27 protein-coding genes are annotated in these 26106 nt (G+C 61.3%); 9 read left to right on the top strand and 18 right to left on the bottom strand.

Features of this window, described 5'->3' with window-relative positions; translation table 11 throughout:
* Positions 1–5: 5 nt before the first annotated feature.
* The 5 genes from ACLH0I_RS09595 to ACLH0I_RS09615 form a co-directional block, all read right to left on the bottom strand.
* A complete protein-coding gene (locus ACLH0I_RS09595; protein ID WP_186705339.1) occupies positions 6–632 on the bottom strand; it encodes a response regulator transcription factor in 627 nt (208 codons plus the stop codon).
* A gap of 460 nt (positions 633–1092) precedes the next feature.
* Positions 1093–2421: a deoxyguanosinetriphosphate triphosphohydrolase gene (locus ACLH0I_RS09600; protein ID WP_186705338.1), complete on the bottom strand. Its 1329-nt coding sequence runs from the start codon at positions 2419–2421 to the stop codon at positions 1093–1095.
* A gap of 179 nt (positions 2422–2600) precedes the next feature.
* Positions 2601–2936 carry a hypothetical protein gene (locus tag ACLH0I_RS09605; protein ID WP_053120523.1) on the bottom strand — a complete coding sequence of 112 codons (336 nt, stop codon included), beginning with the start codon at positions 2934–2936 and terminating at the stop codon, positions 2601–2603.
* Positions 2933–3322, bottom strand: coding sequence for a phage holin family protein (locus ACLH0I_RS09610; protein ID WP_411386888.1), 390 nt, complete (start codon positions 3320–3322; stop codon positions 2933–2935). The genes ACLH0I_RS09605 and ACLH0I_RS09610 overlap by 4 nt, the downstream gene beginning before the upstream one ends.
* 2 nt (positions 3323–3324) lie before the next feature.
* On the bottom strand, positions 3325–3639 hold the full coding sequence (locus tag ACLH0I_RS09615) for a YqjD family protein (protein ID WP_092166820.1): 315 nt from the start codon (positions 3637–3639) through the stop codon (positions 3325–3327).
* Positions 3640–3969: 330 nt separating this feature from the next.
* Here ACLH0I_RS09615 and ACLH0I_RS09620 point away from each other — a divergent pair, with 330 nt between their 5' ends.
* Positions 3970–5178 carry an ammonium transporter gene (locus ACLH0I_RS09620; protein ID WP_411386889.1) on the top strand — a complete coding sequence of 403 codons (1209 nt, stop codon included), beginning with the start codon at positions 3970–3972 and terminating at the stop codon, positions 5176–5178.
* 12 nt (positions 5179–5190) lie between these two features.
* Here the strand turns inward: ACLH0I_RS09620 and ACLH0I_RS09625 are convergent, their stop codons facing one another.
* Positions 5191–6903, bottom strand: coding sequence for a cation:proton antiporter (locus ACLH0I_RS09625; protein WP_411386890.1), 1713 nt, complete (start codon positions 6901–6903; stop codon positions 5191–5193).
* A gap of 188 nt (positions 6904–7091) precedes the next feature.
* Between ACLH0I_RS09625 and ACLH0I_RS09630 the strand changes: the two genes are divergently transcribed.
* From ACLH0I_RS09630 to ACLH0I_RS09640, 3 genes are all read left to right on the top strand, one after another.
* Positions 7092–7328 (top strand): glutaredoxin family protein, encoded by a 237-nt coding sequence (locus tag ACLH0I_RS09630; protein ID WP_250962347.1) that lies wholly within the window; start codon positions 7092–7094, stop codon positions 7326–7328.
* A gap of 91 nt (positions 7329–7419) precedes the next feature.
* Complete coding sequence (locus ACLH0I_RS09635; protein WP_186705334.1) at positions 7420–7740, top strand: transcriptional regulator; 321 nt, start codon at positions 7420–7422, stop codon at positions 7738–7740.
* A gap of 71 nt (positions 7741–7811) precedes the next feature.
* Positions 7812–8702, top strand: coding sequence for a pseudouridine synthase (locus ACLH0I_RS09640; RefSeq protein WP_411386891.1), 891 nt, complete (start codon positions 7812–7814; stop codon positions 8700–8702).
* 386 nt (positions 8703–9088) lie between these two features.
* Here the strand turns inward: ACLH0I_RS09640 and ACLH0I_RS09645 are convergent, their stop codons facing one another.
* Both ACLH0I_RS09645 and mobA read right to left on the bottom strand, forming a co-directional pair.
* Positions 9089–9310, bottom strand: a complete 222-nt coding sequence (locus ACLH0I_RS09645) for a YgdI/YgdR family lipoprotein (protein WP_003199454.1) — start codon at positions 9308–9310, stop codon at positions 9089–9091.
* A gap of 75 nt (positions 9311–9385) precedes the next feature.
* Positions 9386–9988 carry a molybdenum cofactor guanylyltransferase MobA gene (gene mobA / locus ACLH0I_RS09650; protein WP_411386892.1) on the bottom strand — a complete coding sequence of 201 codons (603 nt, stop codon included), beginning with the start codon at positions 9986–9988 and terminating at the stop codon, positions 9386–9388.
* 78 nt (positions 9989–10066) lie between these two features.
* Here mobA and moaB point away from each other — a divergent pair, with 78 nt between their 5' ends.
* Both moaB and glp read left to right on the top strand, forming a co-directional pair.
* Complete coding sequence (gene moaB / locus ACLH0I_RS09655) at positions 10067–10606, top strand: molybdenum cofactor biosynthesis protein B (protein ID WP_250962343.1); 540 nt, start codon at positions 10067–10069, stop codon at positions 10604–10606.
* Positions 10607–10628: 22 nt separating this feature from the next.
* Entirely contained in the window at positions 10629–11816 is a 1188-nt protein-coding gene (glp, locus tag ACLH0I_RS09660) for a gephyrin-like molybdotransferase Glp (RefSeq protein ID WP_411387485.1), read from the top strand.
* Between the two features lie 59 nt (positions 11817–11875).
* Here the strand turns inward: glp and ACLH0I_RS09665 are convergent, their stop codons facing one another.
* A complete protein-coding gene (locus tag ACLH0I_RS09665; RefSeq protein WP_250962342.1) occupies positions 11876–12184 on the bottom strand; it encodes a hypothetical protein in 309 nt (102 codons plus the stop codon).
* Positions 12185–12499: 315 nt separating this feature from the next.
* Between ACLH0I_RS09665 and yegS the strand changes: the two genes are divergently transcribed.
* Positions 12500–13417, top strand: a complete 918-nt coding sequence (gene yegS, locus ACLH0I_RS09670; protein WP_411386893.1) for a lipid kinase YegS — start codon at positions 12500–12502, stop codon at positions 13415–13417.
* On the opposite strand, the gene ACLH0I_RS09675 is transcribed toward yegS, so the two are convergent.
* The 3 genes from ACLH0I_RS09675 to ACLH0I_RS09685 form a co-directional block, all read right to left on the bottom strand.
* Positions 13401–14060, bottom strand: a complete 660-nt coding sequence (locus ACLH0I_RS09675; RefSeq protein ID WP_250962340.1) for a response regulator transcription factor — start codon at positions 14058–14060, stop codon at positions 13401–13403. The two genes, yegS and ACLH0I_RS09675, sit on opposite strands and share 17 nt — an antisense overlap.
* Positions 14057–14950, bottom strand: a complete 894-nt coding sequence (locus tag ACLH0I_RS09680) for a sensor histidine kinase (protein ID WP_411387486.1) — start codon at positions 14948–14950, stop codon at positions 14057–14059. Before ACLH0I_RS09680 ends, ACLH0I_RS09675 begins: the two co-directional genes overlap by 4 nt.
* Before the next feature lie 220 nt (positions 14951–15170).
* Positions 15171–15638 carry a hypothetical protein gene (locus ACLH0I_RS09685; protein ID WP_250962339.1) on the bottom strand — a complete coding sequence of 156 codons (468 nt, stop codon included), beginning with the start codon at positions 15636–15638 and terminating at the stop codon, positions 15171–15173.
* 479 nt (positions 15639–16117) lie between these two features.
* Between ACLH0I_RS09685 and ACLH0I_RS09690 the strand changes: the two genes are divergently transcribed.
* Together ACLH0I_RS09690 and ACLH0I_RS09695 are read left to right on the top strand one after the other, a co-directional pair.
* Positions 16118–17041: a chemotaxis protein CheV gene (locus ACLH0I_RS09690; protein ID WP_053120553.1), complete on the top strand. Its 924-nt coding sequence runs from the start codon at positions 16118–16120 to the stop codon at positions 17039–17041.
* A 71-nt stretch (positions 17042–17112) separates the two neighbouring features.
* A complete protein-coding gene (locus ACLH0I_RS09695) occupies positions 17113–17922 on the top strand; it encodes an MOSC domain-containing protein (protein ID WP_250962338.1) in 810 nt (269 codons plus the stop codon).
* A 231-nt stretch (positions 17923–18153) separates the two neighbouring features.
* Here ACLH0I_RS09695 and ACLH0I_RS09700 read toward each other — a convergent pair whose 3' ends face one another.
* From ACLH0I_RS09700 to ACLH0I_RS09725, 6 genes are all read right to left on the bottom strand, one after another.
* Positions 18154–18438 (bottom strand): pyrimidine/purine nucleoside phosphorylase, encoded by a 285-nt coding sequence (locus ACLH0I_RS09700; protein ID WP_014337306.1) that lies wholly within the window; start codon positions 18436–18438, stop codon positions 18154–18156.
* A gap of 93 nt (positions 18439–18531) precedes the next feature.
* Positions 18532–19074: an exonuclease domain-containing protein gene (locus tag ACLH0I_RS09705; protein WP_411386894.1), complete on the bottom strand. Its 543-nt coding sequence runs from the start codon at positions 19072–19074 to the stop codon at positions 18532–18534.
* Between the two features lie 62 nt (positions 19075–19136).
* Positions 19137–21107 carry an acetyl/propionyl/methylcrotonyl-CoA carboxylase subunit alpha gene (locus tag ACLH0I_RS09710; protein WP_411386895.1) on the bottom strand — a complete coding sequence of 657 codons (1971 nt, stop codon included), beginning with the start codon at positions 21105–21107 and terminating at the stop codon, positions 19137–19139.
* 132 nt (positions 21108–21239) lie between these two features.
* Positions 21240–22397 carry a citronellyl-CoA dehydrogenase gene (gene atuD, locus ACLH0I_RS09715; RefSeq protein WP_411386896.1) on the bottom strand — a complete coding sequence of 386 codons (1158 nt, stop codon included), beginning with the start codon at positions 22395–22397 and terminating at the stop codon, positions 21240–21242.
* A gap of 26 nt (positions 22398–22423) precedes the next feature.
* Positions 22424–24040 (bottom strand): geranyl-CoA carboxylase subunit beta, encoded by a 1617-nt coding sequence (atuC, locus tag ACLH0I_RS09720; protein WP_411386897.1) that lies wholly within the window; start codon positions 24038–24040, stop codon positions 22424–22426.
* 177 nt (positions 24041–24217) lie between these two features.
* Complete coding sequence (locus ACLH0I_RS09725; protein WP_411386898.1) at positions 24218–26008, bottom strand: acyclic terpene utilization AtuA family protein; 1791 nt, start codon at positions 26006–26008, stop codon at positions 24218–24220.
* Between the last annotated feature and the right edge of the window lie 98 nt (positions 26009–26106).

Genomic DNA, 26106 nt, shown 5'->3' on the forward strand with positions numbered 1-26106 from the left:
GTTTCTCACACCAGCGCGTTGCGCTTCGCCATTTCAATCAGCTCGACCAGGGACTTGACCTTGAGTTTCTGCATCAGACGTTTTTTATAAGTGCTGACGGTTTTATTGCTGAGAAACATCCCCTTGGCTATTTCCTTGTTGGTACGGCCCTGGGCGAAAAGTTGCAACACCATCAGTTCCCGATCGTTGACGCTTTTGAAAAGGTCCAGCTCTACACTGCGTGGATCATCCGGGCGTACCGGGTTCAGCGCCTGGCTGGGAAAATAGTTGTAGCCGGACAATACCGCTTTGATCGCACTGACGAGTTCGCTGAGGTCTTCCTGCTTACAAACGTAACCAGAGGCACCGGATTGCATGCATCGGATCCCGAAGAGCGTCGGCGATTGTGCCGTGAGCACCAACGTCTTGAGCGGCGTGGTCATGGCGTTGAAGCGTGACAGGATTTCCAGCCCGTCGAGTTTGGGGATGCTGATGTCCAGGATAACCAGGTCTGGCATGCACTCGCGCACCATTTGCATCGCGTCGACGCCGTTGTCAGTTTCTCCTACGACCTTATAACCTTCATGTTCCAGGAGCATGCGAACGGCGAGGCGAATGACCGGATGATCGTCGACAATGAAAACGGAGTTCATGAATAAATTACCCTGCGAACTTGAATAAAGCGCGCACCTTAGCCCACTTATAGCCAGGGCCGTACGAAGAGACAGGCATGCAACTTCAATTTCAGAAGTTTCCTACAAAAAAAGAGGCAAGATATTACGACGTAAACGGTTTTTTAGTAGGTGGATGACAATAAAGACGGGTAGGTGTTGGCAATGTGTGAAGGAATATTTCTTTGATTGTGTTTTTTGCGCAAACAAAGGAAGCGTTTAAATCAAGGTGTGTGTAAGCCATACATTTATTTATCTAGTTCCAACTTCCTGTGGCGCAGCGCTACAAAATTCACATTCACCGCCATTCCCGTGGGAGCGAGCTTGCTCGCGATGACGGTGGCACATCCTGCATCGATGAGCACAGATCTACCGCCATCGCGAGCAAGCTCGCTCCCACAGGTTTTGTGCCAGGTGCCGCACACCGTCGACTCCACGCCTTTTATTGACGCGTACGGCCCGTCATCTCCTGGGCCATCTCGCTGGCGTAGCTGTCAGTCATGCCGGCGATGAAATCGATCATGCGCAAGAACGCACCATGCAAAGGGCCGTTGGGATCCGGCGCATTGTTCCCCAGCAGGTCGAGGATGCGTCGATTCTTGAACGAAGGCGTGCGCCCGCCGTGCTGTTCGAGGGCGGCGCCGCAAAAGCCGTTGAGCAGGATTTCCAACGTGGTGTAGGCACCGATTTCATGCAGGGTCTTGCGCTTGTCCTGGAAGATTTTCCGCCGTGCCATGTCCTTGGCATTCAACACGCAACGTTTTGCCGGGCCGTGCATATGTTCCACCAGGTCTCCTGGCAGCGTGCCGGCCAGCAACGCTTCCTGCTGCTCGACAAACGCCCGGGCGGCGGCGTTGGTCAGGTGTTCGATGGCCTTGCCCCGCAGGATCGCCAGCTTGCGCCGCCGAGAGTCCTGCGGCCCGAGCTGCCGGTAGGTGTCCGGAAGATCGTCGCCCACCAGGTCCAGGAGCAGCGATTCCACCTGGGGGTATTCCAGGAGGTCCATTTCCACGCCGTCTTCCAGGTCGATCAGCGCGTAGCAGATGTCATCGGCGGCCTCCATCAGATACACCAAGGGATGCCGTGCCCAGCGTTGATCCTCGATCTGTGGCAAGCCGAGCTTGTGGGCAATCTGTTCCAACAGTGGCAGTTCGCTCTGGTAGCAACCGAACTTATGCTTCTTGTAGCCCAGGGAGTCGGCGTGACGGGCGGTCCAGGGGTATTTCAGGTAAGTGCCGAGGGTGGCATAGGTCAGCCGGGTTCCGCCGTCGAACTGATGGTATTCAAGTTGGGTAAGGACGCGGAAGCCCTGGGCGTTGCCTTCGAAGTTGAGGAAGTCGTTGCGCTCGGCTTCGCTCATGGCATCGAGCCAGCCACGCCCGGCGGCCTGCTGGAACCAATAGCGAATGGCGTCTTCGCCGGAATGACCGAACGGCGGGTTGCCAATGTCGTGGGCCAGGCAAGCCGATTGCACCACCATGCCCAGGTCGCTGGGCTCGCACCAGTCGGGCAGGGCGTTGCGGATGGTTTCGCCCACACGCATGCCCAGGGAACGCCCGACGCAACTGACTTCCAGGGAATGGGTCAGGCGCGTATGGATGTGGTCGTTGCTGGACACCGGATGCACTTGCGTCTTGCGCCCGAGGCGGCGGAAGGCACCGGAAAAGATGATGCGGTCGTGGTCCTTGTGGAAGGGACTACGGCCCAGCTCTTGTGGGCTGTGCAGCGGTTTTCCGAGACGTTCGCGAGTCAGCAGGGTATGCCAATCCAAGGCCGGTTGCTCCGTTCGATGAGGTCGATGCCCTAGCTTCCCGGTTCGTGGGGCGGCCTGCAAGGCCTATAGGCCTGCACAGGCTGGATACATACCCTTTGTGGCGAGGGAGCTTGCTCCCGCTGGACTGCGAAGCAGGCCAAATCTTGTGAGTGCTCCCTCGCCACAGGTGTAGGTATTCAGGGTTTGCGCAGGGTCTTGGCCAGCTTGATCAGCGGCAGCAATGTGGTTGCCAGGCGGATCAAGCCTGTTACGCCACCGCCACCACCACGGCGGGTACGTTTGCCGGTGAGAAAGCCCAGCAGGGACACCGCCGCCACGCCCCACAGTGGCGCATGCTTGATGCCGAAGCCTTCGTGCCAGCTTTGCGTCAAGCCGCGGACCCGATGCAAGGGCTGCAACAACTGGCGCGTCTCTTGCCGGATTTCCTGGCGATGCATTTCCATGCGCAGGCGCACCAGTGCCTTGCGCATTTCCTGTCGTGTCCGGGCTTGGGGGATGTCAGGCAGGCTCATGGCAGCAGGCGCTCCCGGTCATTGGCCAGTTCTTCGAGGGTGGCGTTGAAAGGAGAGGACTCGTCGTAGATCGCTGCCTTGAGCCGCAGACCGCAAAACAGGGCCGCCAGCAGGTAAAACAGACACAGGCCGATAATGCCCGACAGACGATAGGTGTCCCACACCAGGATCAGCACCAGCGCCGAAAGCCCGACCAACAGCAGCAAGCCGAATACCAGCGCAAGGCCGGCGAACAGCAGGAGGCTGACGGTGCGTGCCTTCTGTTCCTGCAGTTCAATGCCGAACAATTCGACGTGACTGTGCAGCAAGCCGAGAAACGCCGCGCCCAGTCGGCGCGCTGTAGGTTGTGTGCCCGCTTCGGACGAGCCGGATTCGTCGATACCCATGATCAGCGCCGTGTTGCCAACAGACCAATCAGAAAACCAACGCCCGCGGCGATGCCCACCGATTGCCAAGGGTTGGCCTGTACGTATTCCTCGGTGGCGACTACCGCAGCCTGGCCGCGTTCGCGCATGGAATCTTCGGTCAGCTTGAGTGTTTCGCGGGCGCGCAGGAGGGTTTCGTGGATCTGGCTGCGTAGTGCATCGGCTTGATCGCCTGCCAGCGTCGCGGTGTGATCGAGCAAGCGCTCCGTGTCGCTGACCAGCGTCTGGAAGTCTTCCATCAGGATTTCTTGAGCAGTCTTTGCCTGGGTTCTGGCCATGGGGTGAATCTCCGTAAGTGACGTCTGAAGCGTTCGAGTATGAGCCTTGCCGGAAGGTTCAGTGCAAGTGGCTGGTACAACTTTTGCTCAGGCTTGCGCCATGTACTGGTGCGTCAGCCCGTGCCAGTGCGCTGAAGCTGGGCGCAAGCCCGCAAAACCTTAACCCAAATAATTAAAACCCGCGAAGCGGGGCTTCGTTTTGCCAATTCTGGCGCACCAAAGCGGTTCACCGGCCTACATTCGGTCATTACCCCGTTTCAACTTGGTGCGTTTGTGAGGTGAGCGAACCGGCTTGGTGCTTTTTTCAACTTTTTCAGGTCTGCCAACACCATGGAAAATATGCAAAGTGCCGTGGACAGTCTGGTCCACAGCTCCAACACGCTGTTCATCCTGCTCGGCGCGGTCATGGTCCTGGCCATGCATGCCGGCTTCGCGTTCCTTGAAGTGGGAACGGTCCGGCAAAAGAACCAGGTCAATGCGCTGTCGAAAATCCTCAGCGATTTTGCGGTCTCGACCCTGGCCTATTTCTTTGTCGGCTATTGGATTTCCTACGGCGTGACGTTCCTGCAACCGGCCGCGGTGCTCAGCACCGACCATGGCTATAGCCTGGTGAAGTTCTTCTTCCTGCTGACCTTTGCTGCGGCGATCCCGGCCATCATTTCCGGCGGTATTGCCGAGCGCGCGCGGTTCGCCCCGCAGTTGTGCGCCACGGTGCTGATCGTGGCGTTTGTCTATCCGTTTTTCGAAGGTTTGGTCTGGAACGGCAATTTCGGCCTGCAGGCCTGGCTGCAAGCCCGGTTCGGCGCCAGTTTCCATGACTTCGCCGGTTCCGTGGTGGTGCATGCCATGGGTGGCTGGCTGGCGCTGGCCGCCGTGCTCTTGCTCGGCCCGCGTAATGGCCGCTACCGGGACGGTCGCCTGGTGGCGTTCGCGCCTTCGAGCATTCCATTCCTGGCCCTGGGCTCGTGGATCCTGATTGTCGGCTGGTTCGGCTTCAACGTGATGAGTGCCCAGACCTTGCCAGGGGTAAGCGGGCTGGTCGCGATCAATTCGCTGATGGCGATGGTGGGCGGTACCGTGGCGGCATTGATTGTCGGGCGCAATGACCCAGGTTTCCTGCACAACGGCCCGCTGGCCGGGCTCGTGGCCGTCTGCGCCGGTTCCGACCTGATGCACCCGGTGGGGGCGCTGGCCACCGGTGCCATTGCCGGTGCCTTGTTTGTCTGGTGCTTCACGGCAGCCCAGGGCAAATGGAAGATCGACGATGTGCTCGGCGTCTGGCCGCTGCACGGGCTGTGCGGTGTCTGGGGTGGCATTGCCTGCGGTGTCTTTGGCCAGAGTGCCTTGGGCGGCCTGGGTGGGGTCAGCCTGATCAGCCAGTTGATCGGCACGGCTTTGGGCGTGGTCATCGCCCTGGCCGGCGGGTTCGCGGTCTATGGCGCCATCAAGGTTGTGCTGGGGCTGCGCCTGACCCAGGAAGAAGAGTATTACGGCGCCGACCTGTCGATTCACAAGATCGGCGCGGTCAGCCAGGATTAACCACACAGGCTGCTAGGGCTCCTTGTCCTGATTGCCGGGATAAAAACCGTGGAGCAGGCGGTAGCGGTCGTGGCGGACCTGATCCACGTGATGCCGGACCTGCTGTTCAGGCAGGCCGAGCATGATCAAGGCGTGGGAGGCCAGCATCAGGCTCGATTCCAACAGTTCCGGGACCACTTCGCTGGCCCCGGCCGCCTGCAACTCGGCCAGTTGGCTGTCGTCACGGGTGCGCACCAGAATCGGCACCTGTTGGTTGATCCGTCGGGCCGCCTGGAGCACGGTGATGGCGATGTCGGTCTTGTCCACCGCGATCACCAGCAGCCGGGCGCGGTTCAAGCCAACGGCGGCGAGCAGGTCCCCTCGTCGCGAATCGCCATAATGCACGCAGTTCTCCCCGACGGTGGCTTCCTGGATGATCACAGGGTCGTCATCCAGGGCGACGAACGCCTGGCTTTCGCGACGCAGGAAGCGTCCGATGGACTGGCCGACGCGTCCGTAGCCGCAAATCACCACATGATTCGACAACCCGGCATTGAGTGCGCTGATCTGGTCCAGTTGTGCCTCTTCGTTGGGTTTGCGGTGCAGGCGTGCGGCGATGCGTGGCGCCGCGCGCAGCAGTAACGGGGTCAGCAGCATCGAGCAGAACGTCGCAGCCAGCAGCAGGCCGCTGATGTCGGCGGGCATGAGTCGGTTCTGCTGCATCAGCGCCATCAAGGCAAAACAGAATTCGCCGCCCTGGGCCAGGGCCAGGCCGCTGCGCCAGGCGGTTTCACCGTCGCTGCCGCGCCATTTCACCAGGACGGCGACCACGCAGCCCTTGATGAGCATCAAGCCGAGGGTCAATCCCAGGATCGACAGGCCGTCATCGAGAAACAGCTGCAGATCGATCAGCATGCCGATGCTGACGAAAAACAGCCCCAGCAGGATGTCACGGAACGGGCGTATATCGGCCTCGATCTGATGTCGGTAGTGGCTTTCCCCCAGCAGCATCCCCGCCAGGAAGGCGCCCAGGGCCGGCGATAATCCGAGCAGGTGGGTCAGCCATGCTGTCAGCAGCACGATCACCAGGGCCAGCAGCACGAACAGTTCCGCGGACCGGGACGCCGCCACTTCATGGAAAAGCCGTGGCAGCAGCAATCGGCTGGCCAGCAGCAGGCCGCCAAACAACACCAGGGTCTTGCCCAGGGTCAGGGGCAGCGCCCAATACCACGGGTGCTCGCTGCTGCCGGCGAAGACTGGCACCAGGGTCAACAGCAGCACTGCGACAACGTCCTGGAATAACAACACACCGATGGCGTTCTGGCCGTGGCTGCTGAAGATCTCGCCCAGGCTGGTCAACTCCTTGCTGACAATGGCGGTGGAGGACAAGGCCAGCCCGGCCCCGAGCAGCAACGCGGCGATCGCTGGCGCGCCGCACACAGCCAGCAATCCCGCCAGCAGCGCGCCCGAGCACAGCACCTGCAGACTGCCCAGGCCGAACACGACCCGGCGCAGTTCGAGCATTTTCGACAGGGAAAATTCCAGGCCCAACGAGAACAGCAGGAATACCACCCCAAGCTCGGCAAGGTCTGGCAATTCTTCGCTGTCGTTGACCCAGTCCAGCGCGGTAGGCCCCACCGCCAACCCGACACAGAGATAACCCAGTACGGGAGGCAGGCGCAGCCGCCTGAACAGGGCGATGACCACCAGGGACGAGGCGAGGATGATCAGCAGGTTGGCAAACAAGGGGAACTCCGTTTCAAGGTACAACGCACAGCGTAGAAGGGAAAACGTGACAAGCGTCGCTGGAAAAGCATTTGCGTTCAGTGATTTGCATCAGCGTTTTACCGAAACACCCTGAGGCGAGCCAGCGACTCGACGGTTTTCCGAGGCGGGCCTAGAATGACCGTCTATCTTTTTTGGGTCTACCCGCCATGCCTCCTGAATGCCAATTGTTCGGTACCCTGGGGTGCCATCTTTGCGAAGTCGCCGAAGCTGAGCTGATGCCTTTGGTTGAACATGGATTGTTGGTGGAATTGGTGGACATTTCAGAACGTGAAGACTGGGTGGAGGACTATGGGCTGCGTATTCCAGTGCTGCGCAGGCTGGATACCGGTGCCGAGCTGGACTGGCCCTTCGATACCGAACAGATCGTGGCATTCCTCCGTTGAACGGCTCGTTCGTCAGTTCCTGACACTGTGGTTGGCGAAAATATCGCGCTTCGGTTACTGTATGCCCATACAGCTATCTGGAGTGCACCCCTTGGTCAATGTCGAACAACTGAAAGCCAGCGTAAACAGGATGTCCGCGGACGTTGTGCATGAGGCGGTCCTGGAGCTTCGCCTGGATGGCTTGGTGACCGAAGGCAAGACACCCTTCAATAAACTGCATTTCAATACCTGCTTCGCGGAGATCGAAGCGTTGTTCCAGCGCGCCGGCTATCACAAGCAATTGGATGTGGTGGGTTACCAGGGCTTGCTGTACGCGCTCTACGATCCGGGTCGCTGGGAGGCGGTGGACGTACTGCGCTGGTTGAAAGAGTTCACCGAAGCGGCGGCAAAACCGACGTCGGCCACGGCGTAAAGCAATCATCGCTGGGCTGGCTGGGGCGACTGTCGGATAATGCCGGCATGCCAAATATCCAAGAGTTTTTAATGTCCGGTTCATCGTTTTCCGCCGCTCATCATCAGGCCAGTACGTTGTACCTGCCGCCCGGTTCCTGGCCGACGGTGCTGGAATGCCTGTGCGAGCATTTCAGCGCCATCAGTCGTGAACAGTGGCTGGACCGGATCGCCCGGGGCCGGGTATTGGATGGGGAGGGCAAGGCGATCCCTGTCGACTTGCCGTACCGCGAAGGCTTGCGCATCCACTACTTCCGGGAAGTACCCGACGAGAAACCGATCCCGGTGGTGGAGTCGATCCTGTACGCCGACGAGCACCTGGTGGTGGCAGACAAACCGCATTTCCTGCCCGTCACTCCGGCGGGCGAGTATGTTGAGCAAACCTTGTTGCGACGGTTGATCCGGCGGCTGGACAATCCGCATCTGGTGCCCCTGCACCGCATCGATCGGCATACGGCCGGGCTGGTGTTGTTTTCGGCCAACCCGCAAACCCGTTCGGCGTATCAGTCATTGTTCCCGACACGGCGAATCGAGAAACGCTACCAAGCCATTGCCCGTGCGTTGCCTGGGTTGAACTTTCCCCTGGTGCATAAAAGCCGGATGATTGATGGCGAACCGTTCTTCCGGATGCAGGAAGGGCAGGGTGAGCCCAATACCGAAACGGCCATTGAAGTGTTGGAAAGGAATGGTGAGTTTTGGCGTTATGGCTTGTATCCGGTTACGGGTAAGAAGCATCAATTGCGGGTTCACATGAATGCCCTTGGGGCGGGGATCTGCAATGATCCGTTTTATCCGGATGTGCTTCGGGATGTTGAGGATGATTATGCCAATCCTTTGAAATTGCTGGCTCAGGGGTTGCGTTTTGTTGATCCGGTTACTGGTCGGGAGCGGGTGTTCGAGAGTGGTATTTCGTTGCGGTGGTAGTTGGTTTAGAACCCGCTATCACTGTGTGAGGTTTTGATTTTTTCGTTAGGAGAGCAAGAGCAGGGCACATGCTGGTTTCTATGTGGCCGAACCACCGCTATCGCGAGCAAGCTCGCTCCCACATTGGATCTTCAGCAGGCCCAAAGCCCATGTGCACCGCCAAACCTGTGGGAGCGAGCTTGCTCGCGAAGAGGCCGGCCCCGTCCAACGTCACCGCAAACTGACACACCGCTTTCGCGAGCAAGCCCGCTCCCGCAGGGGAAACACGGTCTCACCAAGAGCCAGGTCGGCTATCCCAGAACCCAAAACCAAGCCCCAAAAAAAACCGGCGCTTCCCTCTTCAGGAAGCGCCGGTTTTTAGCAACATCGGGCAGCAGCGTTACAGATTACAAATCCTTAACGGTACGAACCTGATCCTTGTTCACGCGAGTCTGCTTGCCATCCAGTTGTTCGAATTCGTAGAAACCGCTTTCTTCATCGTAATGTGGGGTATCGACGGCCTGGATTTCGCGACCGTCATTCAAGGTGATCACCGTTGGCGAAGCGCACCCGGCAAGGGTGGCGAGGCCCAGGGCGAGCATGAACGTGGCGAGGGTCCGTTGTGTCATGGTGTTTCTCCGAAATGGATTCTTCAAGTTACTGACCTTCAGACGTATACATCGCGCGCAAGTTCCTGGCTAGTGTCAATCTGACACGCCTTTATGTCGAGCCAGTAGTTCCGGGGTGTTCAGATTGGCCAGCCGCGGATCGTCGGGAGGGCATTGCAAGGCAACGGCGTGCAGCGCGCGCATGATGCGGCCGGGGCTGCGTTCGCCTTCGCTCCAGGCTTGTTCGAAGCGTGCTGCCAGGGTCAACGGGATGACGCACAGCAGCGGTTCCCAATGCTCGCCGTGGCGCACCATCAACGGTTGGTCGGGGTGCAAGCTGGCCGTCCTGCGCATATTGTCGAGCAGGCTTGCGTCGATTTGCGGCACGTCGCATGGCAGCACCAGTAGATACGGGTGTCTCGCGGCCTTGAGACCTGCGCGGATGCCCGCCAATGGCCCGGGAAAATCGCCTTCCTCATCATGCACCAACTGATCGGCATACGGCGCATAACGTTGCGCATTGCGGTTGCAGGAAATGATCAGGTCATCGCTCATGTCGCGGGTCTGGCGATGAAGATGGGCAATCAGCGGTTCGCCTTGCCATTGCACCAGCCCTTTGTCCTGGCCGCCCATGCGTTGTCCGCGCCCGCCCGCCAGGAGCAGAATGGAGCAGGATGGCAGTGGCGTTTCCGAGGTCATGGCGTGTCTCCGCACGGGCGAAAAAATGAAGCGCTGTGATATAACACCGGGCTGTTTCCTTCACAACTGGACGAGCCTATGAAAGCCAAGGCTGATGTACCTTTCGTGCCGCTCAATATCGCGGTGCTGACAGTCAGTGACACCCGTACCCTGGAAACCGATACGTCCGGGCAGGTCTTCGTCGATCGGCTCACGGAGGCGGGTCACAACCTGGCGGCACGGGTCCTGCTCAAAGATGATTTGTACAAGATCCGGGCACAAGTCGCGACCTGGATTGCCGAGGACGTGGTGCAAGTCGTGCTGATCACCGGCGGCACCGGTTTCACGGGGCGTGACAGCACGCCGGAAGCCGTCACGTGCCTGCTGGACAAGCAGGTCGATGGCTTTGGCGAGTTGTTCCGGCAGATATCCGTGGCCGACATCGGCACTTCCACTGTGCAGTCCCGTGCGCTGGCCGGCCTGGCCAATGGCACGCTGGTATGTTGCCTGCCAGGGTCGACCAACGCGGTGCGTACCGGATGGGATGGGATCCTGGCCGAACAATTGGATGTGCGGCATCGGCCATGTAACTTTGTGGCTCATTTGAAACAGGCAGCCCCTTGTGAATCCCGTGGGTAAACCGGGCAAGGCCGGCGCCTTGATGGCCGTTGAGATAGCCTTGGCGCGGCTGCTCGAGATGGCGGAGAGCACACCGATTGTCCAACGCGAGCGTTTGCCTTTGGCCGAAGCATCAGGGCGAGTGCTGGCCGAGGACCTGATATCGACCCTTGACTTGCCGCCATGGCCCAACAGCGCCATGGACGGTTATGCCTTGCGGCTGGCGGACTGGAGCGGCGAGCCGTTGGTGGTCAGCCAGCGGATTTTTGCCGGGCAGGCGCCGGAGCCGCTGGCCGCTGGCACGTGCGCGCGGATCTTCACGGGGGCGCCAGTTCCTGCCGGCGCTGATTGCGTCGAGATGCAGGAAAACGCCGTGGTCGAAAGCGACCAGCGGGTGCGGTTTACCGAGCCCATGGTCAGTGGACAGAACATTCGTCCTCAAGGACAGGAGACCACCGTTGGCGAGCAGGTCCTCTCTGCCGGCACTCGCCTGGGGCCGATCGAGCTGGGCTTGGCGGCATCCTTGGGCTGTGCATCGCTGGACGTGGTGCGCAAGGTCCGCGTCGCCGTTCTGTCCACGGGTGATGAGCTGGTCGAGCCCGGCCAGGCACTGGGGCCTGGTCAGATCTATAACAGTAACCGCGTGCTGCTGTGTGGTTGGCTACAACGCCTGGGTTGTGAGGTGCTTGATGCCGGTATCCTGCCCGACGATTTGCCGGCCACCCGCGAGCGCTTGGCGCAGTTGTCGGATGTCGATCTGATCCTGTCCACCGGTGGTGTCTCGGTGGGGGAAGCGGACTTCCTCGGCATCGCCTTGCGTGAGGACGGTGAGCTGGCATTGTGGAAGCTCGCCATCAAGCCAGGTAAGCCGCTGACGTTCGGGCATTACCGTGGCGTGCCGGTCATAGGCCTGCCTGGAAATCCCGCGTCGACCCTCGTGACGTTCGCACTGCTGGCAAGGCCTTACCTGTTGAGACGCCAAGGCGTGCAGTCGGTGACGCCGCTCAAGTTCAAGGTGCCGGCCGGTTTCGCCTGGCCGAAGGCGGGCAGTCGCCGAGAATACCTGCGAGGCCGCATGGAGAATGGTCGAGCGGTCATCTACCGGAATCAGAGCTCGGGGGTCCTGCGCAGCGCGGCCTGGGCCGAAGGATTGGTCGAAGTGCTTGAGGGACAGATGCTGGTGGAGGGTGACGAAGTGGGCTTCATCCCCTTGAGCGAAGTCCTGGGCTAGCATGCCTACCAGGTGTTCTCCGGCCCGAGTGGGACGCTCGGGCCGTTGCGCGCCTCACCTTATCGCGTGAGCAGCATCACCAGCTGATCGAATCGATTGTTGGCGACCCAGCCCAGCAGGCCGAGCACCACCGCCGCGGCGCCGGCCGAATAGGCCAGCCTGTGGCGGATCACCTTGACGTCGGTACGAATTTCATCCATGTCTTTGCGGATGTATTTGAGGTGGGTTTCCAGTTCAACGACGCGCGGTTCCAAATCAATTCCTCCAACGGGATTACTGCAACTTTTGCATTCGTTTCGAGTATCGGCCTGCCCGCTTCCAAAGGACGCGAGCTGCCGGGTAGACAGCTTGTATTCACGGTTATGCATGGGACGGTCCATCCCCTTGGCCATAACGGTTCGAGCGAGTGATCCGGCCCCTGCGGGCCGTGGCGTATCCATCCATGGGAGCATGCTTCCTTGTGTGATGAGGTTTAAGCGATCCAGCAAAACATGAACCCAAGGTGTCTCAATACCGCTGGAGGGTCAATTGAGCTGATTCGCCAGACCCTGTAAGAAAACTCTTCGAATCAGGGCATGTTGATCGGACGAGCCGTCCTGCGCTTTTAAAATAATGGGGTGCACTGGGCTTTTTCGCTCGAATGAGCGGTCTCATGCCTGAACCTTCCAATGACGGAGACCACGATGAGCAAAGGCAAGGCGCTGTTGATTTTGCATGGCAAGCAAGCGCTCAACGAAGAGGTTCGCTCGGCCGTGATGCTCAAGCGCGAGCAGGGCTGGGACCTGGCGGTACGGTTGACCTGGGAAGCCGGTGATGCCCAGCGCTGGGTCGATGAAGCGCTGGCTGCCGGATATACGCGACTGATCGCTGGCGGCGGTGATGGGACCTTGCGTGATATCGCCGAGGCGATCGCTCACAAGTCCAGCGATGCCAGCCTGGTCCTGTTGCCGCTGGGCACGGCCAACGATTTCGCCCGGGCGGCCGGTGTGCCGTTGGAACCTGCGCAAGCCATGGATTTATTGGCCGTTGCGCCGCGGGCCGTTGACGTGGGCGAAGTCGGCGGGCGGATTTTCCTGAACATGGCCACCGGTGGTTTCGGCAGCCAGGTGACGGCGAACACCTCCGAGGACCTCAAGAAGGTCCTGGGCGGCGCTGCCTATCTGTTCACGGGCCTGTCGCGATTCAGTGAGCTGAGTGCCGCCTATGGTGAGCTGCAGGGGCCCGATTTCCACTGGCAGGGCGATTTGCTCGCGCTGGGCATCGGTAACGGCCGGCAGGCGGGGGGAGGCCATGTGCTGTGCCCGGAGGCGTTGGCGGATGATGGGTTGCTGGACATCAGCATCCTGCCGGCGCCCCAGGAAGTGGTCAGTACCTTGAAGGACTTGCTCGCGGGCGGCCTGGGCATCGACAACATGTTTGTCCGCGCGCGTTTGCCCTGGGTGGAGATCAAGGTCGCGCAAGGCCTGGACATCAATCTCGATGGCGAGCCGTTGCAGGTCGATACCCTGCGCTTCACTGTCCGCCCAAAGGCGTTGCGGCTGCACCTGCCGTCCGATTCGCCGCTGTTGGGCGGCGCGACGGCGCTCAATCGTCCAGGCTGATGATTTGCTCGCGCACCGCGAACAGCACAAGGCCGGCCACGTCATGGATCTGTAGGCGCTTCATGACTTGCGCCCGGTGGGTTTCCACGGTCTTGATGCTCAGGTTCAGGCCGTTGGCGATTTCCCGGGTGGACTTGCCGCGCACGATCAGCCGCAGGATCTCCAATTGGCGTGCGGTCAGGTTATGGGTCTGGGCTGGGTCCGGCTGATGTTTCTGGACACGGGTCAGCGCCTGGTTGATCACGGTATGGGCAATGGCCGGGCTCAGGTAGCGTTCGTTGTTGCGCAGCGCCTCCAGGGCGTGTTTCAGCTCAGTGGCGGTGGTGTCCTTGAGCAGATAGCCATGGGCTCCGTATTCCAGCGCCTGCATGATCAGCGCCGGATCCGTATGCATCGACAGGATGAGCACCTTGCTGTGGGGGCGCACCCGCTTGAGCTGCTGCAACGCGTCCAGGCCACTGGTGTCCTTCATGGAAATGTCCAGCAGCACGATGTCGGGGTTCAGTCGCTCTACCAACGCCACCAAATGCGTGCCGTCATTGGCTTCGCCGATCACGGCATAACCTGGGATATCCATGACCAGGGCTCGTACGCCGGCCCTGATCAGGGAGTGGTCATCTACCAGAAGCAAATTACAAATCAAAGGAGAACCTTATTCTTACTGGCTCGTTCCAGGGCACGCGGCGCCCAGGGAAAGCGTGCTTCGATGTGCGTGCCTTTGCCGGCCTCGCTGATGACCTTGAGGGTGCCGCCTAATTGTTCGACCCGCTCCGACATGCCGGCCATGCCCCGCTGACCTTCGCGAGCGGGGTGGCTGGCGGGCGCAAAACCCAGGCCATCGTCGCTGATCAGCAGGGTCAGGCCGTCGGGCAAGCGTTGCAGGCGTACCAGCAGATTGGTCGCCCGGGCATGGCGCAAGATATTGGTGACCGCTTCCTGGGTGATCCGGAACACCGCCACCGACATCTCCTCCGGGATGCCCGTCATGCGCTGCTGGCAATCGAGGCTCCACTTCACCGGGGCGTTGGCCAGGGTCTTGAGCAGATGCGCCCGCAGACTGGCTTCAAGCCCGAGACTGGTCAGTTCCCGCGGATTGAGGATCGCCGATACATTACGGACCTTGTTGAGGGTTTCGTCCAGGGTCTCGCACAGGAGTGCGCACTGGTCTTGCAATTCTTCCGGTATCCGCCGCTTGAGCCATTCGCCTTGCAGTTTCGCCGCGGTCAGCAACTGGCCAATGTCGTCGTGCAATTCACGGCTGAGCCGATGGCGCTCATTCTCCTGGACCTCCAGCAGTCGGTCGGCCAGCTCCTGGGGCTGGAACTTGATGGATTTGCGCGACAATCGATGGTGGATCCAGACACAGCTCAAGGCCGCGACGTTCAGGGCCAGCAGGCCCAGCGGCACCGTGTGGGCGTACAGGTAGGCCAGCAGGCAGCCGAGGGTCGAGCAGATGCACAATAGTAATGTGAAGCGACGGGCGTTATCTCGGGAAGGAGGCCAGGTGATAAATGACTTGAGGCTGGCGTGCATAGCGGATGGAGCCAATGAATGTTCGCTGCGGGCAGGCCGGTCAGCGCATCTGACAGGCCAGGTCGGGTAAACGTATCAGGTCGAAGACGGCTTCGGTCGGCGACTTTTACGGCGCCGTCTTGAAGTGGCTGACGCAGGAGATAGTACCACTTCGCCTATCGCGGGTCGCGCTCGGCATGGTGCCGTGAACGGGCTAAAGCGCAGGCTAATTGCCATCAGGTCAGGCTTGTTTCTGGGGGTAGGACACCAACGCCAACGGACGTGACGCGGCCAATGCCTGGCCGGGACTTTGGCCTACCTGGAAAGCGAATGCCTCAATCAAGGAGGTCTGCTCGCTGCTGTCCAGGCCCAACTGGCCGGTGGTGTGATCGACCAGCTCCAATTGCCAGGCCATCAGGGTGAAGCAATCCTTCAAGGCTTCCAGGGCCTGATCATGTAATTCCATGTTTTGCGCGTGGCTGAGCAAACCATGGATATGCATGGAAAACTCCGAAACGGCTTCCAGCGCCAGGGCATTGGCTTTGTTCGACAGCTTCAGCAAGGTGCTGAGCATGCAATCGATGGCGTCCTTGTCGTTGTTGATCAATTGCAGATGGCTCAGGCATTCCTCCGACTTGGCCAGCAGCGTCTCGGCCTCGATCAGAAATTCGGGAAGACGTTGATTCCAGTTTCTGCGATCGTTCGGCATGCTTATCTCCACAACATCATGTCAGGCGAAAGGAAACCGCGTATGGCGAACGGCTGGATCTCAAGGACGACCGCGGGCGGACGCACGACGACACGCCCGCGCCGTTGCGCGAAGGCGAGTTCGCAAACGATTGCACGGATGGGATCGGCCGAAAGGCAGCAGGTCCGATGTCCTGTGGTCGCGCACAAAAGCCTGACTCCGTTCAGCAATGAGAATGGCGTCACATTAATGGCTATTGGAAAGCGGGAATATCAGGTTGGACCTGATTGTGCCTAGGGGAATCCCTTAGGCAGGGGAACTTAGTGCGCAAACCGGAGTCGCGCAGCGGGAAAAACGGGGAATGAAATCGTGAAGCCAGTAAAGCATGATGTTAATGTGATATCAATTCCCCACGCTGTATTTTATCTGGGGTCAAGATTCGGCTCGTGCCGCCGATAGCTGTTTTATTGGATTCATCCGAACAAGCCCAGGAGTCACCGATGGCCGGCATTCTCGACACAGTAGATCAACGAACCCAATTGGTGGGTGAGAATCGCCTGGAAATTCTCATGTTTCGCCTGGCGGGTCGACAGCTGTTCGCCATTAACGTGTTCAAGGTCCAGGAAGTGCTGCAACTGCCGAAGCTGACGTTGATGCCGCAACGTCACCCGTTCGTGTGCGGTGTGGTCAATCTGCGCGGCCAGACGCTGCCGGTGATCGACCTGTCCCAGGCCATTGGCATGCGCCCGTTGGTGCCGGGCGCCAACAGCACCATTATCGTGACCGAATACAACCGTTCGGTGCAGGCATTCCTGGTGGGCGGCGTCGATCGCATCGTCAACATGAACTGGGAAGCCATCCTGCCGCCGCCGACCAGTGCCGGCCGCGAGCACTACCTGACGGCCATCAGCAAGGTGGACGATCAGCTGGTGGAAATCATCGACGTGGAAAAAGTCCTGGCCGAAATCGTGCCGTACAACGCCAAGGTCTCCCGTGACAAACTCGAAGATCCGGTGCTGGAACGTGCCCGTGGTCGCGAAGTGTTGCTGGTGGACGACTCCAATGTGGCGCTCTCGCAACTGCGCGACACCTTGGGTCAACTGGGCGTGAAAATGCACATTGCCAGCGACGGCCTGAAGGCGCTGAACATGCTCAAGGCCTGGGCCGATACCGGCGAGGTCATGACCGATAAATTGCTGATGATCTTCACCGACGCGGAAATGCCGGAAATGGACGGCTACCGCCTGACCACCGAAATCCGTAACGACCCGCGCTTGCGCGGACTCTATGTCGTTCTGCACACCTCGCTGTCGGGCAGCTTCAACGACTCGATGGTCAAGAAGGTCGGCTGCGACAACTTTCTCTCCAAATTCCAGCCGGACAAGCTGGTCGATGTCGTGCGCCAGCGGTTGATGCTCGACTGAAACCGATGGTGGTTTGCTTCAATGGCCGGCTCGTATAAGGTGGCATTTTTTTGCCCCCGGGGAAGTTGAGCATGTTGCGGCTGAGCGCGCTGTATCGGTATCCGTTGAAGTCCGGCAAGGGCCAGCCCCTGTCGGAAATCGGCCTGGACAAGCTCGGGCTGGACGGCGATCGGCGCTGGATGCTGGTGGACGAGGGCACGGGGCGATTCCTGACCCAGCGCGCCGTGGCGAAGATGAGCCAGCTTTCGGCCTTGTGGAACGAGGCGGGGGGCCTGACGCTCAGTGCGCCTGGCCATGGTGCCATCGACGTGTCGTTGCCACCTGCCCAGGAAGAGCAGCGGCGCGGTGTGATCATCTGGCGTGACACCTTGCGTGTGCCGGACGCCGGTGACGAGGCCGCGGCCTGGGTCAGTGAATTCATCGGCAACCCTACGCGGCTGGTGCATGTGCCGGTGGAGCTGGCGCGCACCACCGCAGCCGGTTATGGCAAGGACGACGACAAGGTCGCCTTTGCCGATGGTTTCCCCTTGTTGCTGATTGGCCAGGCCTCGTTGCAGGACCTGTCGAGTCGGGTCGGTCGTTCGCTGGACATGTTGCGCTTTCGTCCCAACCTGGTGGTCGAGGGCAGCGAAGCGTTTGCCGAGGACGGGTGGAAGCGCATTCGTATCGGCGAGGTGGAGTTCCGGCTGGTCAAGCCTTGCTCGCGGTGCATCATGACCACGGTCGATCCGCAAACCGGCGAGCGCGATCCGAATCGCGAACCCTTTGCCACGCTGCAGCAATACCGTTCGACACCGGACGGCGCGATGTTCGGCCAGAACCTCGTCAACGACAGCAACGGTCGGCTTGAAGTCGGCATGCCGGTCGAGGTGCTTGAGTAAAAAGATCCGTGAATAAAAATGCCCGTGTCATTGGACACGGGCATTTTTGTTTATCACGCAACCGCTTTAGCTTTTGTGGCGAGGGAGCTTGCTCCCGCTGGGCTGCGAAGCGGCCCCCGCATTTCAGTCATCACATCGTAGGGGACGCTGGCGCGTCCAGCGGGAGCAAGCTCCCTCGCCACAGGGTTAACCATGTCCCCAAAAGGGGAGCATCTCTGGTGGTTCGTCGGCTTAGCCGCGGTACTCACACAGATAGGCAGTGTCGACAGCCACTTTGAGCTGGAACTTGCTGTTGGCCGGTACATTGAACTGGCTGCCGGCCTCGAAGGTTTCCCAGTCGGTGCTGTCGGGCAGCTTCACGGTCAGGGCACCGGAGACGACGTGCATGATTTCCCGTTGGGCCGTGCCGAACTCATATTCGCCCGGAGCCATGACGCCGATGGTCGCTGGGCCTTCGGCAGTGCCAAAAGCGATCGACTTGACGGTGCCGTCGAAGTACTCGTTGACTTTGAACATGGGCGATTCCTCGAAAAAGGGGCTGAAAAAGGCCGGCCAGTATGCACAAGGCTGCAACATTCGTCATCTGCCGCGCCGGGTGGCGGACACCGCTCAACCCGGCAGCACCAAGGGCAACAACCGCGCGGTATTGCGGGCATCTTCCAGGGCTCGGTGCTGTTGACCGCAGAATTGCAGGCCCGCCAGTTGCAGTGCGCCATTGAGCCCCAGCGGTCGTTCCAGCCGACGGGTCTTGGCGAAACGTTGCTTGAGGTTCATGTGCGGCACTTGGCCGAGGACACTGTGTAACTGCTGGTGCTGCCATTCCTGCAGCAGTTGCTTGCGGTCGTAGTCGCCCCAACTGACCCAGCTTTCCAGCTTCGGATGATACGGCGCCAGCCAGCGCTCGAACGCCGGCCAGACTTCGGTCAAGGGCTCGGCGCTGTCGATATTGGCCTGGGTAATATGGGTCAGTTCGCGGCAGAACGGCGTGAGCAGCGGGCGTCTCAGGGGCCGCACGAAGCGCTGGAAATGATCCACTTCGCGGCCGTCACGATTCACCAGTGTGGCGCCGATTTCGATAATTTCCATTTCGGTTACCGGCCAGCCACCCTCATCGGTGGTGGCCTCCAGATCAATCACCAGCCAGTGAGGCATCGCAGGGTTCCCGGTATCGGCGTGCTGATGGGTTTGAGCGTAGTCAAACCCCGGGCATCCGACTAGTGGGCTGTTTCGACACGCAACAAAACCTGACGGTTTTTCACTTGGTCACCGCGCTTTACCTGCAATTGCCTGACCACGCCGTCGACGCCGGCCATGAGTGGATGCTCCATTTTCATCGCTTCGAGCACCATCAGCAGTTGGCCCTGGCGCACCGGGCTGCCTTCGCTGACCAGCAACTCGACAATGGCGCCGTCCATGGGCGCCTTGAGCGTTCCGTCGCTGGTGGTGGCCTTGGCGGCGACCGGAGCCAGGGTCCGGTCTTGCAGGTGCAGGCCGCCGGGGCGGGTGGACAGCCAGAGGTCGTGGCCATCGAGGCGCCAGGCCTGGCGCTGGCGAATCCCATCGATCATCAGCGACGCGCCATTGGCGTCAACGTCGAGCAGCCTCAGTTCGACCAGGCGTTCGGCACTGCGGATGTTCAATGTCCCGTCGGTTTCGGCCTCAAGGCTCAGCGTCCAGTCGCGCTCCCCGACGCCAATCCGAAAATGCCGCGCCATGCCGACGCTGTTGCGCCACCCGCCCAGGCCGGGTGCATGCCGTGCCTGCGAGGCCTGATAAAACGCCGCCGTGGCGATGGCCAGTTGTTCGGTGGAGGGCTCAATGGGCAGTAGTGCGGGATGATTGGCAAAGTGCTGGCCGATGAAACCGGTACCGAAGTCGCCGTCGATGAAGCGTGGGTGCGCCAGCAAGCCGGCGAGCAAGCGCTGGTTGCTCTGGACGCCCAGCAGCACGCAATCTTCCACCGCCCGGAGCAATTTGCGCCGGGCGTCTTCGCGGGTGGCGCCGTGGACGATGAGTTTGCCCAGCATCGAATCGTAGAATGGCGTGATGACCTGGCCTTGCAGTAGGCCGTGGTCGATCCGCACGCCGTCCTGTATCGGCGGCGCCCAGCCGATCAACCGCCCGGTCTGGGGCAGGAAATCCGTCGCCGGGTCCTCGGCGTACAGCCGCACTTGCAGGGCATGGCCGCTAAACATCACTTGATCCTGGCGCAAGGGCAACGGCTTGCCGGCGGCGACATCCAACTGCCAGGCTACCAGGTCCAGGCCAGTGATCAACTCGGTGACGGGGTGTTCGACCTGCAAGCGTGTGTTCATCTCCAGAAAGTAAAATCGACCGTCCGTCGCGAGCAGGAATTCCACGGTCCCGGCACCGACGTAATTCACAGCACGCCCTGCTTTGAGTGCCGCCTCGCCCATGGCCCGGCGCAGGTCGGCGGTCATGACCGGGCAGGGCGCCTCTTCGATGATTTTCTGGTGGCGCCGCTGAATCGAGCAGTCCCGTTCCCCCAGGTGGATCAGTTGACCGTGATGGTCGCCGAATATCTGCACTTCCACATGCCGTGGATCGATCAACGCCTGTTCGAGGATCAACTCGTCGCTGCCAAAACCGTGCAAGGCTTCCGAGCGTGCACTGCGCAATTGCTCCAGCATGTCTTCGGCGCGCTGGACCAGGCGCATGCCGCGACCGCCGCCACCGGCACTGGCCTTGATCATCAGTGGGTAGCCGATGCGCTCGGCTTCGCGTAGCAGCGTGTCGTCGTCCTGGGCCGCGCCCTGGTAACCGGCGATGCAGGGAACATTGGCTGCGAGCATGGCGATTTTCGCGCGGCGCTTGCTGCCCATCAGGTCGATGGCCTGGGGGCTGGGGCCGATGAAAACCATGCCGGCTTCTTCGCAGGCTTGGGCGAACCCCGCATTTTCCGAAAGAAAGCCGTAGCCGGGATGGATCGCGTCGGCGCCGCTGCGTCGGGCTGCGTCGAGCATGGCCAAGGAATTGAGGTAGGACTGTTGCACCGGGGCCGGGCCGATCAGCACGGCTTCATCGGCCATGCGCACGTGCAGCGCATCGGCGTCGGCCTCGCTGAACACCGCCACCGTGCGGTAGCCCAGGGCCTGGGCGGTGCGTTGGATGCGACAGGCGATTTCGCCGCGGTTGGCGATGAGGATTTTACTGAAGGTGGGCATGGAAGCATTCCTGGTTTTTGTGGTGGCTGTCAGGGCCTCATCGCGAGCAAGCTCGCTCCCACAGGGGGAGGGCGAATGCGATCCAATGTGGGAGCGAGCTTGCTCGCGATGGCGGCCTGCCAGGCCAACCGCTCACTTGTTCTTCCCCGGCAAAATCCCCATGAGCTTGCAGATGATGCCCAGCATGATCTCGTCCGCACCGGCGCCGATGGACACCAGCCGTACGTCGCGATAGGCCCGGGCGACCGGGTTGTCCCACATGAAACCCATGCCGCCCCAATATTGCAGGCAACTGTCGGTGGTTTCCCGGGCCAGGCGCCCGGCCTTGAGCTTGGCCATGGACGCCAGCCGCGTGACGTCCTGGCCGTGGATGTACTGCTCGGTGGCCTGGTAGACCAGCGCCCGCAGGCATTCGATCTCGCTGGCCAGTTCCGCCAGGCGAAAGTGGATCACCTGGTTATCGATCAGGGCCGTGCCGAAGGTCTTGCGTTCCTTGCAGTACGCGATGGTGCTGTCGATGCACTGTTCCAGGCCCTTGAGCATGTTGGCCGCGCCGAACAGCCGTTCTTCCTGGAATTGCAGCATCTGCATCATGAACCCGGCGCCTTCCTGGCCAATGCGGTTGCGTTGTGGCACGCGCACGTCGTCGAAAAACACCTGGGCGGTTTCCGAGCTGCGCATGCCGAGCTTGTCCAGGTGCTGGCCGAGGCTGATGCCGGGGCTGTCCATCGGCACCATGATCAGCGATTTGTTGACGTGGGGCTTGTCGTCCGAAGTGTTGGCCAGCAGGCAAATGAAATCGGCGCTCGGCGCATTGGTGATCCACATCTTGCCGCCGTTGATGACGTAGTCGTCGCCGTCCTTGCGCGCGGTGGTCTTGAGCCCGGCGACGTCGGAACCGGCGCCGACTTCCGAAACCCCGATGCAGCCCACCTGTTCACCGCGAATGGCCGGGCGCAGGAATGCGTCACGCAACTCATCGGAGCCGAATCGGGCCAGGGCGGGGGTGCACATGTCGGTCTGCACGCCAATGGACATCGGCACGCCGCCGCAATGAATGGTGCCGAACTCCTCGGCCGCGACGATCGAATAGCTGTAGTCCAGGCCCATGCCGCCGAATGCCGTCGGCTTGGAAATGCCCAGCAGGCCCAGCTCGCCGGCCTTGCGAAAAATCCCGTGGATGGGGAAACGTCCAGCGCGTTCCCATTCGTCGACGTAGGGGTTGATGTCGCGGTCGACAAATTGGCGAACGGTGCGCCGCAGTGCTTCATGTTCTTGGGTGAAGATCATTGTTGTTGTTCTCCTGGAGTCAGCGCTCAGAAACGGGCCACGCCAAAGCTGTTGGCTTGCAATGGCCGCTGTTCGGCCTCGTGACAGATGTCCAGCAGGTAGCCCAGCAATGTGCGGGTGTCGCGCGGGTCGATGAGCCCGTCATCCCACAGGCTGGCGCTGCCGTAGAGGGCGGTGGATTGGCTGTCGAGTTTCTGCGCGGTGGTGTGCTCGAGCAGGTCCAGCATCTTCGGGTCGGGGCTCAGGCCGTTCTTGAGTTGCGTGGCCTCGGTGATCATCCGCAGGACCTTGCCGGCCTGGGCGCCGCCCATCACGGCGGTGTGGCTGTTGGGCCAGGCGAAGATGAAGCGCGGATCAAGCCCGCGGCCGCACATAGCGTAGTTGCCGGCGCCGTAGGAGCCGCCTACGACGACGGTCAGCTTGGGCACCCGGGCATTGGCCACGGCCTGTATCATCTTGGCCCCGTGCTTGATCACCCCTTGTCGCTCGGACTCGGTGCCGACCATGAATCCGGTGGTGTTGTGCAAGAACAGCAAGGGCGTGCGGCTCTGGTCGCACAATTGGATGAACTGCGCGGCCTTGCTGGCGCCCTGGGGCGTGATCGGTCCGTTGTTGCCGATCAGGCCACAGGCATGGCCGCGGATGTGCAGGTGGCCGCAAATCGTCTGGGCGTCGAATTCGCTTTTGAAAGCCAGGAAGTTCGAGCCGTCGGCGATGCGGGCGATGATTTCCCGCACGTCATAAGGCTTCTTCGGGTCGTCGGGCACCAGTCCCAATAATTCGTCGGCGGGGTAGAGCGGCTCGGTCCAGGTTCGTTCGGGTTGTGACGGCAGTTGTGCATCCCAGGGCAGCAGGCTGAGGATTTCCCGGGCCAGGCGTACGCCATCGGCATCGTTCTCGGCCAGGTATTCGGCGGTGCCGGCCACCTGCGCGTGCATCAGCGCACCGCCCAGTTCTTCTTCGCTGGCCACTTCGCCGGTCGCGGCCTTGAGCAACGGCGGCCCGGCCAGGAACAACCGCGCCTTATCGCGCACCACCACCACGTAGTCCGACAAACCCGGCTGATAGGCTCCGCCGGCCGTGGCGGAGCCATGCACCACGGTGATCTGCGGCAGGCCCATGGCCGACATACGTGCCTGATTGGCGAAGCAGCGCGCGCCTTCGACGAAAATCTGCGCGGCGTAATTGAGATTGGCGCCGCCACTTTCGGCCAGGGTGATGACCGGCAGTTTGTTTTCCATGGCGATCTGTTGCAGGCGCAGGGTCTTGAGCAAGCCGCTGGGGGAAATCGTGCCACCCTTGATCGCGCTGTTGTTGACCACCACCAGCACCCGCGTCCCGGACACGTAGCCGATCCCGGCGATCAGGCCGCCGCCGGCCTGGCTGCCATCCTTGTCGTCATGGAGTTTGTAGCCGGCCAGGCTCGCCAGCTCAAGAAACGGCGCGCCGGGGTCCAGCAGCAGGTTCAGGCGTTGGCGCGGCAACAGTTGGCCGCGCCGTTCGAATTTGCCCTGGGCCTGTGCCGCTTTCTCCACCACGGCCTGTTCGAGCTGGCGCAGTTGTTCGACGCCGGCCCGCATCGCCGTGTAATGGCGCGCGAAGTCAGCGCTGTGGGGATCCAGGTGCGATTCGATGACCGGCATGCAGACTCCTCGTGTTGGAACGGATTAGCGCCAAACCCTGTGGCGAGGGAGCTTGCTCCCGCTCGATTGCGCAGCAATCGCAAAAGCCGGGGTCGCTGCGCAACCCAGCGGGAGCAAGCTCCCTCGCCACAGGTTTCACAGGTGCTGCAGATCGTTCATTTGCCATGGCGACCGTCCTTAGCCGACCTGATCGGCAACGTGTTGCGGCACCGGTATCTGAATCTCCAGCAATTGCTGGGCGAACGCCTTGCCCTGGGGGTCGATGCGCAGGCTGGCGACACCGCCGCCACCGAGGGCGTTTTCCAGCAGGAAATTCAAACTGTGGGTGCCCGGCAGGTACCAGCGTTCGACCCGGCCCAACTGCGGGTCGAGCACGTGGCTCATCCAGTCGACCATCACCTCCGGGGTCAGCGCTTCGGCGATCCAGGGCAGGTATTCGGGCTCGCGGGCAATCACGCCAATGTTGCTGTGGTTGCCCTTGTCGCCGGAGCGCGCCACCGCCAGTTTGATCAGCGGCACGCTGGCGTCGGCCCGGCCCTGGGGTTTGGGCAGGTCCGGGGCGACCGGCAGGCCGGTGATGTCCAGCGGTTCGAGGGCGGGCAGGGGACACGGGTGGCGCTGGCCGTCGAACTCGATGTCGAGCCGGCAAGTGGCTTTGTCGATCAGGAACGAGAAAAGGCGAATCAACGGCGACACCGTCGGCCGGCCACCGACCAGGCCGGTCAGTCCCGGCGCCATGCCGGTGGCGGCTTGGGCGATTTCCCTGGAAAACAGCACCAACGGTTGTTTGTCCGGGTGTCGCACCGCCAGTTTGATGACCACCTCACGGCTGTCCCGGCGCTGGCCATGTGGGCCGTAAGTGGCTTCGCTGCCCAGCAGTTCGATGTTCACTTCGCTGAAGGGCGCCCAGCCACGCTGGCGCAATAGCTGCGAGGTCTTGGCGATGATCGCCTGGCTGACCCGTTCAGCCTTGGCCACGGCATCGATGCCGGCGATCAGGCACGTGGCGGTGCAGCGCCAGCCGTCCAACCAGGTGGTGCAGACCTTGTACCGGTCGCTGGGCGGCAGCCCCTTGGCCCCGTGGACGCGCACGGCGTGCTTGCCCTGCTGGGTCAACCTGACCTGGCTGAAATCACAGATCACGTCCGGCAGCAGGTAACCTTGCGGGTCGCCGATTTCGTAGAGCAACTGCTCGCCGACGGTCAGCGGCGTGACCAGTCCACCGCTGCCTTCAGGCTTGGTGACGATAAATTGGCCGTCGGCGCTGGCTTCGACGATGGGGAAGCCAATGTGCTCGAAATCCGGCACTTGCTGCCAGTCGGTGAAATTTCCGCCGGTGCACTGGGCGCCGCACTCGATGAGATGCCCCGCCAGCGCGGCCTGGGCCAATCGGTCGTAATCGTCCCAAGCCCAGCCGAACTCATGCACCAGGGCGGCGCTGACCACGGCGCTGTCCACCACTCGCCCGGTGATCACCACATCGGCGCCCAGGCGCAACGCTTCGACGATACCGGGCGCGCCGAGGTAGGCATTGATGGACACGCACGCGGGCGGCAGGGGCTCGCCGCTGGACATCTCGCGGATGCCTTGGGCGGCGAGCCATTCGCCTTGCGGTTGCAGGTCATCGCCCAGCAGCACGGCGATTTTCAGCGCTACGCCGGCCTGATCACAGGCGGCTTGCAAGGCCCTCGCACAGGCCTGGGGATTGACCCCGCCGGCGTTGCTGATGACGCGGATCCGGTCGTCATGCAATCGCTTGAGCAGCGGGGTGAGGACCTCGATGAAGTCCGTGGCATAGCCGCTCGACGGGTCCTTCAAGCGCGCCCCGGCCATGACCGACATCGTCACTTCGGCCAGATAGTCGAACACCAGGTAATCCAGCTTCCCGCCCTCGATCAGTTGCGCCGCCGCGGTGCAGGTATCGCCCCAAAAGGCACTGGCGCAACCGATACGGATCGTTTTTGGCATGGCGTTCCCTCCGGCAAAGGTGGTTCGAGACTACCAAGCAAGCGCTTGGTTTGTAAACGCTGTCCCGTACTTGTGGCCGAGCGCTTGCTTGGTTGCCT

Source organism: Pseudomonas sp. MPB03, assembly GCF_046605385.1.
GTDB lineage: Bacteria > Pseudomonadota > Gammaproteobacteria > Pseudomonadales > Pseudomonadaceae > Aquipseudomonas > Aquipseudomonas zanjanensis.

Bases quoted from the DNA above. Each gene is read 5' to 3' on its own strand.
- ACLH0I_RS09705 (WP_411386894.1), bottom strand. From the start codon at position 19,074: ATGCCTCACTGGCTGGTGATTGATCTGGAGGCCACCACCGATGAGGGT.
- ACLH0I_RS09690 (WP_053120553.1), top strand. From the start codon at position 16,118: ATGGCCGGCATTCTCGACACAGTAGATCAACGAACCCAATTGGTGGGT.
- ACLH0I_RS09725 (WP_411386898.1), bottom strand. From the start codon at position 26,008: ATGCCAAAAACGATCCGTATCGGTTGCGCCAGTGCCTTTTGGGGCGAT.
- mobA (WP_411386892.1), bottom strand. From the start codon at position 9,988: ATGACCTCGGAAACGCCACTGCCATCCTGCTCCATTCTGCTCCTGGCG.
- ACLH0I_RS09700 (WP_014337306.1), bottom strand. From the start codon at position 18,438: ATGTTCAAAGTCAACGAGTACTTCGACGGCACCGTCAAGTCGATCGCT.
- atuD (WP_411386896.1), bottom strand. From the start codon at position 22,397: ATGATCTTCACCCAAGAACATGAAGCACTGCGGCGCACCGTTCGCCAA.
- ACLH0I_RS09630 (WP_250962347.1), top strand. From the start codon at position 7,092: ATGCCTCCTGAATGCCAATTGTTCGGTACCCTGGGGTGCCATCTTTGC.
- ACLH0I_RS09605 (WP_053120523.1), bottom strand. From the start codon at position 2,936: ATGAGCCTGCCTGACATCCCCCAAGCCCGGACACGACAGGAAATGCGC.
- ACLH0I_RS09615 (WP_092166820.1), bottom strand. From the start codon at position 3,639: ATGGCCAGAACCCAGGCAAAGACTGCTCAAGAAATCCTGATGGAAGAC.
- glp (WP_411387485.1), top strand. From the start codon at position 10,629: ATGGCCGTTGAGATAGCCTTGGCGCGGCTGCTCGAGATGGCGGAGAGC.
- moaB (WP_250962343.1), top strand. From the start codon at position 10,067: ATGAAAGCCAAGGCTGATGTACCTTTCGTGCCGCTCAATATCGCGGTG.
- ACLH0I_RS09610 (WP_411386888.1), bottom strand. From the start codon at position 3,322: ATGGGTATCGACGAATCCGGCTCGTCCGAAGCGGGCACACAACCTACA.
- atuC (WP_411386897.1), bottom strand. From the start codon at position 24,040: ATGCCGGTCATCGAATCGCACCTGGATCCCCACAGCGCTGACTTCGCG.
- ACLH0I_RS09645 (WP_003199454.1), bottom strand. From the start codon at position 9,310: ATGACACAACGGACCCTCGCCACGTTCATGCTCGCCCTGGGCCTCGCC.
- ACLH0I_RS09665 (WP_250962342.1), bottom strand. From the start codon at position 12,184: ATGCATAACCGTGAATACAAGCTGTCTACCCGGCAGCTCGCGTCCTTT.
- ACLH0I_RS09685 (WP_250962339.1), bottom strand. From the start codon at position 15,638: ATGCCGAACGATCGCAGAAACTGGAATCAACGTCTTCCCGAATTTCTG.
- ACLH0I_RS09595 (WP_186705339.1), bottom strand. From the start codon at position 632: ATGAACTCCGTTTTCATTGTCGACGATCATCCGGTCATTCGCCTCGCC.
- ACLH0I_RS09620 (WP_411386889.1), top strand. From the start codon at position 3,970: ATGGAAAATATGCAAAGTGCCGTGGACAGTCTGGTCCACAGCTCCAAC.
- ACLH0I_RS09695 (WP_250962338.1), top strand. From the start codon at position 17,113: ATGTTGCGGCTGAGCGCGCTGTATCGGTATCCGTTGAAGTCCGGCAAG.
- ACLH0I_RS09680 (WP_411387486.1), bottom strand. From the start codon at position 14,950: ATGCACGCCAGCCTCAAGTCATTTATCACCTGGCCTCCTTCCCGAGAT.
- ACLH0I_RS09640 (WP_411386891.1), top strand. From the start codon at position 7,812: ATGTCCGGTTCATCGTTTTCCGCCGCTCATCATCAGGCCAGTACGTTG.
- ACLH0I_RS09710 (WP_411386895.1), bottom strand. From the start codon at position 21,107: ATGCCCACCTTCAGTAAAATCCTCATCGCCAACCGCGGCGAAATCGCC.
- yegS (WP_411386893.1), top strand. From the start codon at position 12,500: ATGAGCAAAGGCAAGGCGCTGTTGATTTTGCATGGCAAGCAAGCGCTC.